This is a genomic window from Devosia sp., from assembly GCF_040509215.1.
GTDB lineage: Bacteria > Pseudomonadota > Alphaproteobacteria > Rhizobiales > Devosiaceae > Devosia.
The window spans coordinates 1-5430 of the sequence record NZ_JBEVLL010000409.1 but is presented as its reverse complement, the minus strand read 5'-3'; the positions used below and the strand labels follow the sequence as shown (position 1 = coordinate 5430).

Annotated in this window: 4 protein-coding genes; all 4 read left to right on the top strand. The window is 60.6% G+C overall.

Annotation, left to right across the window (positions count from 1 at the left end; all coding sequences use genetic code 11):
* On the top strand, window positions 1-540 hold a 540-nt coding region (gene phnD, locus ABW043_RS22760), incomplete at its 5' end, for a phosphate/phosphite/phosphonate ABC transporter substrate-binding protein (RefSeq protein ID WP_353923477.1).
* A 135-nt stretch (window positions 541-675) separates the two neighbouring features.
* Entirely contained in the window at window positions 676-1650 is a 975-nt protein-coding gene (phnE, locus tag ABW043_RS22755; RefSeq protein WP_353923476.1) for a phosphonate ABC transporter, permease protein PhnE, read from the top strand.
* A gap of 2 nt (window positions 1651-1652) precedes the next feature.
* Window positions 1653-2996 (top strand): phosphonate ABC transporter, permease protein PhnE, encoded by a 1344-nt coding sequence (gene phnE / locus ABW043_RS22750; protein ID WP_353923475.1) that lies wholly within the window; start codon window positions 1653-1655, stop codon window positions 2994-2996.
* Window positions 2997-3230: 234 nt separating this feature from the next.
* On the top strand, window positions 3231-5430 hold a 2200-nt coding region (locus ABW043_RS22745), incomplete at its 3' end, for an ATP-binding cassette domain-containing protein (RefSeq protein WP_353923474.1).

Sequence of the window (5430 nt, the reverse complement as noted above, 5' to 3'; positions counted from 1 at the left end):
CGCGCTGACTCGGGCATCACCGATCTCGCTTCGACCAAGGGCAAGAAGCTCGGCTTCGCCGATCCCGATTCCACCTCGGGCTACCTGATCCCGAACGTGTCCCTGCCGGCCGATATCGGCGCTCCGATCGCTGAATTCTACAGCGAAACCGGCTTTGGCGGCGGCCACGAAAACCTCGTGCTCGGCGTTCTCGACGGCACCTGGGATGTTGGCACCACCTTCGGTTCGGGCCAGGGCGAATTCTCGGAAGGCTACACTTCCGGCAACCTGCGCATCATGGTCGACAAGGGTCTGCTCGACATGGACGACCTGGTTGAAGTCTGGCAGTCCCCGATCATCCCGAACGGCCCGCTGATGGTTTCCAACAAGCTCCCGGCTGAAACGAAGGCTCAGGTTACCGCCTTCTTCAAGGCCCTGCCGGAAACCGACTTCGAATGCTTCGACGCGTTCACCGCTGGTGGCTACACCAACTTCGTCGACGCCGGCCAGCCGCTCTACCAGACCATCATCGACGCTCGTAAGTCGGTGATCGGCGGTTAATTTCTTACTGGGAGAGGCAGGCTAGTCCTGCCTCTCTTCCTGTTTTAGCACGACGTCACCCCCGCGAAAGCGGGGGTCTCTGCAAGAGAGATTCCCGCCTTTGGGGGAATGACGCGGTGGAATGGATGACTGCCCATGGCCGATACCACCCACAGTTCGACTGGACTTTCGCAGGCGGGCGCGACGCTGCTGGAGCACTATCGCGGCCAGGTCAGGACGCGGCGGATCTATACGATCCTCGTCGTGATCGGCGTTTTGGTCGCGCTGTTTGCGGCGATGTCTTATGCCAACTCGGCCAATTCGGGGAAGTTCTTTGAACGCCTCCCTTATATGTTCGACTTCATCAAGAACTTCATGCCGCGCGATCCATTCGAGATCTTTCGCGCCATGTTCGGTATCGAGTCACCCTATTTCGACGGGTCGGCCAAGTACGACTACACCTCGAGCAATATCTATCTGACCGATACGTTCTACATCCCGAATTTCATCTACCAGTTGATCGTCACGGTGAATATCGCCGTGGTTTCGACCATCATTGGTGGGACCTTTGCCTTCTGCCTCTGCTTTTTCGCGGCCACGAACCTTGTTGGCGCGGGAGCGGTGCGCTGGGTGGTTCGCCGCATCATGGAAGTGATGCGCGCTTTCCCGGAAATCGTGATCGCGGGTCTTCTGACGGCGGTGCTCTCCATCGGGCCGATTGCTGCTATCGCGGCGGTGTCGCTGCATACGGTGGGTGCGCTCGGAAAGCTGTTCTTCGAGGTCGTCGAGAATGCCGACATGAAGCCCGATGAGGGGCTGAAGTCGGTGGGTGCGAGCTGGCTGGAGCGCGTGCGCTACGCCATCGTGCCGCAGGTGATGCCGAACTTTGTGTCCTATGGTCTCCTCCGCATGGAGATCAACGTGCGCGCCTCGACCATTATCGGTGCGGTGGGCGGCGGCGGTATCGGCGAGGTGTTCCGTCTCTCGATCGGGCGCGATTATGCGGCGCAGACCTATGCGATCATCATCCTGCTGCTCGTGACCATCATTGCCATCGACCAGTTCTCGGGCTGGCTGCGTGGGCGCCTCGTGGGCGATGCAAGTCTCAATTTCGGAAAGGCGAGCGTGTAAAGATGTCAGCGATCAGTGCTGCCGAGCGCGCTCGGCTCCAACAGAAATTTCCCGAGGTTTTCAAGACCTCGTTCTTCAAACGTCATGGCCTGATCGTCGGGATTGCCGCGACGGTGCTCTATCTCGTTTTCTGCTGGTTCTTCTTCAATGTCGGACCGGCACTGCAGAACGGCAAATGGGACCGCGCCTCGATCTATGTCCAGGACTGGTATAGCTGGCGTGCGACGCCGCGCCTGCGCTTTGGCGAGGATGGGACGATCACGCCGCAATGGTCGAGCCGTGGGCAGTACCCGGTGGGTGCCACCATCGACTGGCTGACGCCGCATGAAGATGGCAGCGTGACGGTTACCTTTGGCAGCGAGGCCGACCGGCTCGATATCACGACGACCGAAGTTCAGGTCTATGTCGGTGGCGAGGCCTGGCCGGTGGTTATCGCTAACGGCGCCGCGACGGCACCGGAAGGCGCGCCGGCGGCGATCCAGCAGGACCGCCAGAAGGTGATCGTCGACTTTGGCTTTGAAGGTCAGGCCGAGATCCGCGACAACCAGGTCTATGTGCAGCGCCGCTTCTTTGGCTGGGCCAATTTCCTCTACGATCCGAAATCGCCGCTCTGGGGGCATGATTTCTTCTCCTCGATCGGCCTGATGTTCTCTGGCGACCGGGTTAATCCCGAGATGTCGAATGCGCAGTTCGTCGTCAACCAGTGGCTCAACAATCAGGCCTGGCAGCATGCGGACATTCTCGTAAAGCTGTTCCAGACGCTGGTGATGGCTTTCGTCGGTACGCTCTTGGCGACGCTGTTGGCCTTCCCGCTGGCTTTCTTTGCGGCGCGGACGATTACGCCGAACCGGACGACCAACTGGCTGATGAAGCGCTTCTTCGACTTCATCCGATCGGTCGACATGCTGATCTGGGCGCTGTTCTTTACCCGCGGCTTCGGCCCTGGTCCTATCCCGGGCATCGCCGCGATTTTCTTCACCGATACCGGTGCGCTCGGCAAGGTCTATGCCGAGGCGCTGGAGAATGTGGACGACAAGCAGCGCGAGGGCATGAAGTCGGTGGGTGCAAGCCCGGCATCGGTCAACCGCTATGGAGTGGTGCCGCAGGTGCTGCCGGTGTTCGTGTCGCAGTCGCTCTACTTCTGGGAAAGCAATACGCGTTCGGCCACGGTGATCGGCGCCGTGGGTGCGGGTGGTATCGGTTTGAAGCTGCTCGAGTCGATGGGCACCAATTCGGACTGGGACAAGGTGGCCTATATGGTGCTGTTGATCCTGTTCGTGGTGTTCCTGTTCGACAATATGAGTACGGCGATCCGCCAGAGGCTGATCGGCGGGACAGGGCACTAAGGGCCCTTACCAACCAATTCCAGAAACTGTGTCATCCCCGCGAAAGCGGGGATTTCCGTTTGGGGGGCGAAAGAGGGAGTCCCGCATTCTCGGGAATGACGCGGTGGGCGGGTTGAGAAGAGCGCAATCACCTCAAATTTGCTACGCCTTGTCGAAGTCGGGCTTGCTGACACGTCGTGTCAAAGAGGGCAGGCAGTGTTCGCCTGCAGACCAAATTCGCTTGAGGGAGCTTTCATGTCGGACACTACCCCCTACGGTTCGATCGTCATTCGCGGGGCGCGGGAGAACAATCTCAAGGATGTGTCGCTCGATATTCCCAAGCGCAAAATCACGGTGTTTACCGGGGTTTCGGGATCGGGGAAGTCGTCGCTGGTGTTCGGGACCATTGCGGCGGAAAGCCAGCGGCTGATCAACGAGACCTATCCCGCTTTCGTGCAGCAGTTCATGCCGCGCTATGGGCAGCCTGATGCCGATCAGCTCGAAAACATTTCGGCGGCGATCATTGTCGACCAGCAGCGGCTGGGCGGCAATTCGCGCTCGACGGTGGCAACGGTGACCGATGCGGCGCAGATGTTGCGGGTGCTGTTTTCGCGGCTGGCAGAGCCGAAGCTCGGGGCGCCATCGCTTTACTCGTACAATGATCCGCGCGGCATGTGCGCGGATTGCGAGGGGATCGGGCAGGTGGCGGCCATGGATATGGCGGCGGTGATCGACGAGAACCGGTCGCTCAATGAGGGCGCGATCCTGCCCAAGGACTTTTCGGTCGATAGCTGGTGGTGGGAAATCTACGCCAATTCCGGCCTGTTCAATATGGACAAGAAGGTTCGGGATTTCTCCGAGGAAGAGCGGGAGAACCTGTTCAACCTCGACGATGGACGGAAGATCAAGGTAGGCAAGATCGGGCTTACGTATGAGGGCGTGGTCGCCAAGCTAAAGAAGGGGCTGGGGGCCAAGGACCCGGAAAGCCTGCAGCCGCATGTGCGGGTGGAGTACGACAAGATCTTTACCCGCGCCGTCTGTCCGGCTTGTCACGGGACGCGGCTTAATCAGGCGGCGTTGAAGTCCACTATCAAGGGCAAGTCGATTGCTGACCTGTCCGGCATGCAGGTGAGCGATCTGGCGCCGTTTATCCGCTCGATCGAGGCGGCGCAGGTGGGGCCGATGCTGGAGGCGCTGGCATTGCGGCTTGAGAACCTGGTGACCATTGGGCTCGGGTACCTCAGCCTTGATCGGGAGAGTTCGACGCTGTCGGGCGGGGAGAGCCAGCGGGTGAAGATGGTGCGGCACCTGGGCTCTTCGCTGACCGACATCACCTATGTGTTCGACGAGCCTTCGGTGGGGCTGCATCCGCATGATGTGGGGCGATTGGCGGGGCTGATGACGCAGCTTCGGGACAAGGGCAATACGGTGCTCATTGTGGAGCACAAGCCGGACATGATCGCCATCGCCGACCATGTGGTGGATATGGGGCCTTTCGCCGGATCGAAGGGCGGCGAGGTGGTCTATGAGGGCGATTTCGCGGGGCTGCTGGGTTCGGGGACGCTGACCGGCAATCACATGAAGAAGCACCAGCCGATCAAGGACAAGGTGCGGGCGGCCAAGGGTGAGCCGCTGAAGATCGAGAAGGCGGGAATCAATAATCTCAAGGATGTTTCGGTCGATATTCCGCGCGGCGTGCTGACCGCGGTGACGGGGGTTGCCGGGTCGGGGAAATCGAGCCTGATCCAGGGGTGTTTGCCCACGGCTTATCCGGACACGATCATCATCGACCAGAACCTGGCGCGTGGGTCGCGGCGCTCGAATACGGCGACCTATACGGGCATTCTGGACAATGTGCGGAAGGCCTTTGCCAAGGCCAATGGGGTCGAGGCGTCGCTGTTTTCTGCCAATTCCAAAGGGGCATGTCCGGACTGCAATGGGCTCGGGGTGATCTATACCGATCTCGCGCATCTGGATCCGATGGTGACGACTTGCGAGACCTGCGAGGGGAAGCGGTTCCTGCCCGAAGTGCTGGCGCATGAGCTGCGCGGCAAGTCGATTGCCGATGTCTATGAGATGAGCATCGAGGATGCGGCGAAGTTCTTTACCGAGCCGGCGGTGGCGAAAATCCTGCAGGGATTGGTGGATGTGGGGCTCGGCTATCTGACGCTCGGGCAGCCGCTGTCCACTCTGTCGGGCGGGGAGCGGCAGCGGCTGAAGCTGGCGGCGGAGCTGGGCAAGAAGGGCAATATCTATGTGCTCGACGAGCCGACCACGGGTCTGCACATGAACGACGTCGATACGCTGATCGGGCTGTTTGACCGGCTGGTGGAGGCGGGGTCTTCGGTGATCGTCATCGAGCACAATCTCGATGTCATCTCGCGCGCCGACTGGGTCATCGATCTCGGCCCCGGCGCCGGCCATGATGGCGGCACCGTGGTGTTCGAGGGCGCCC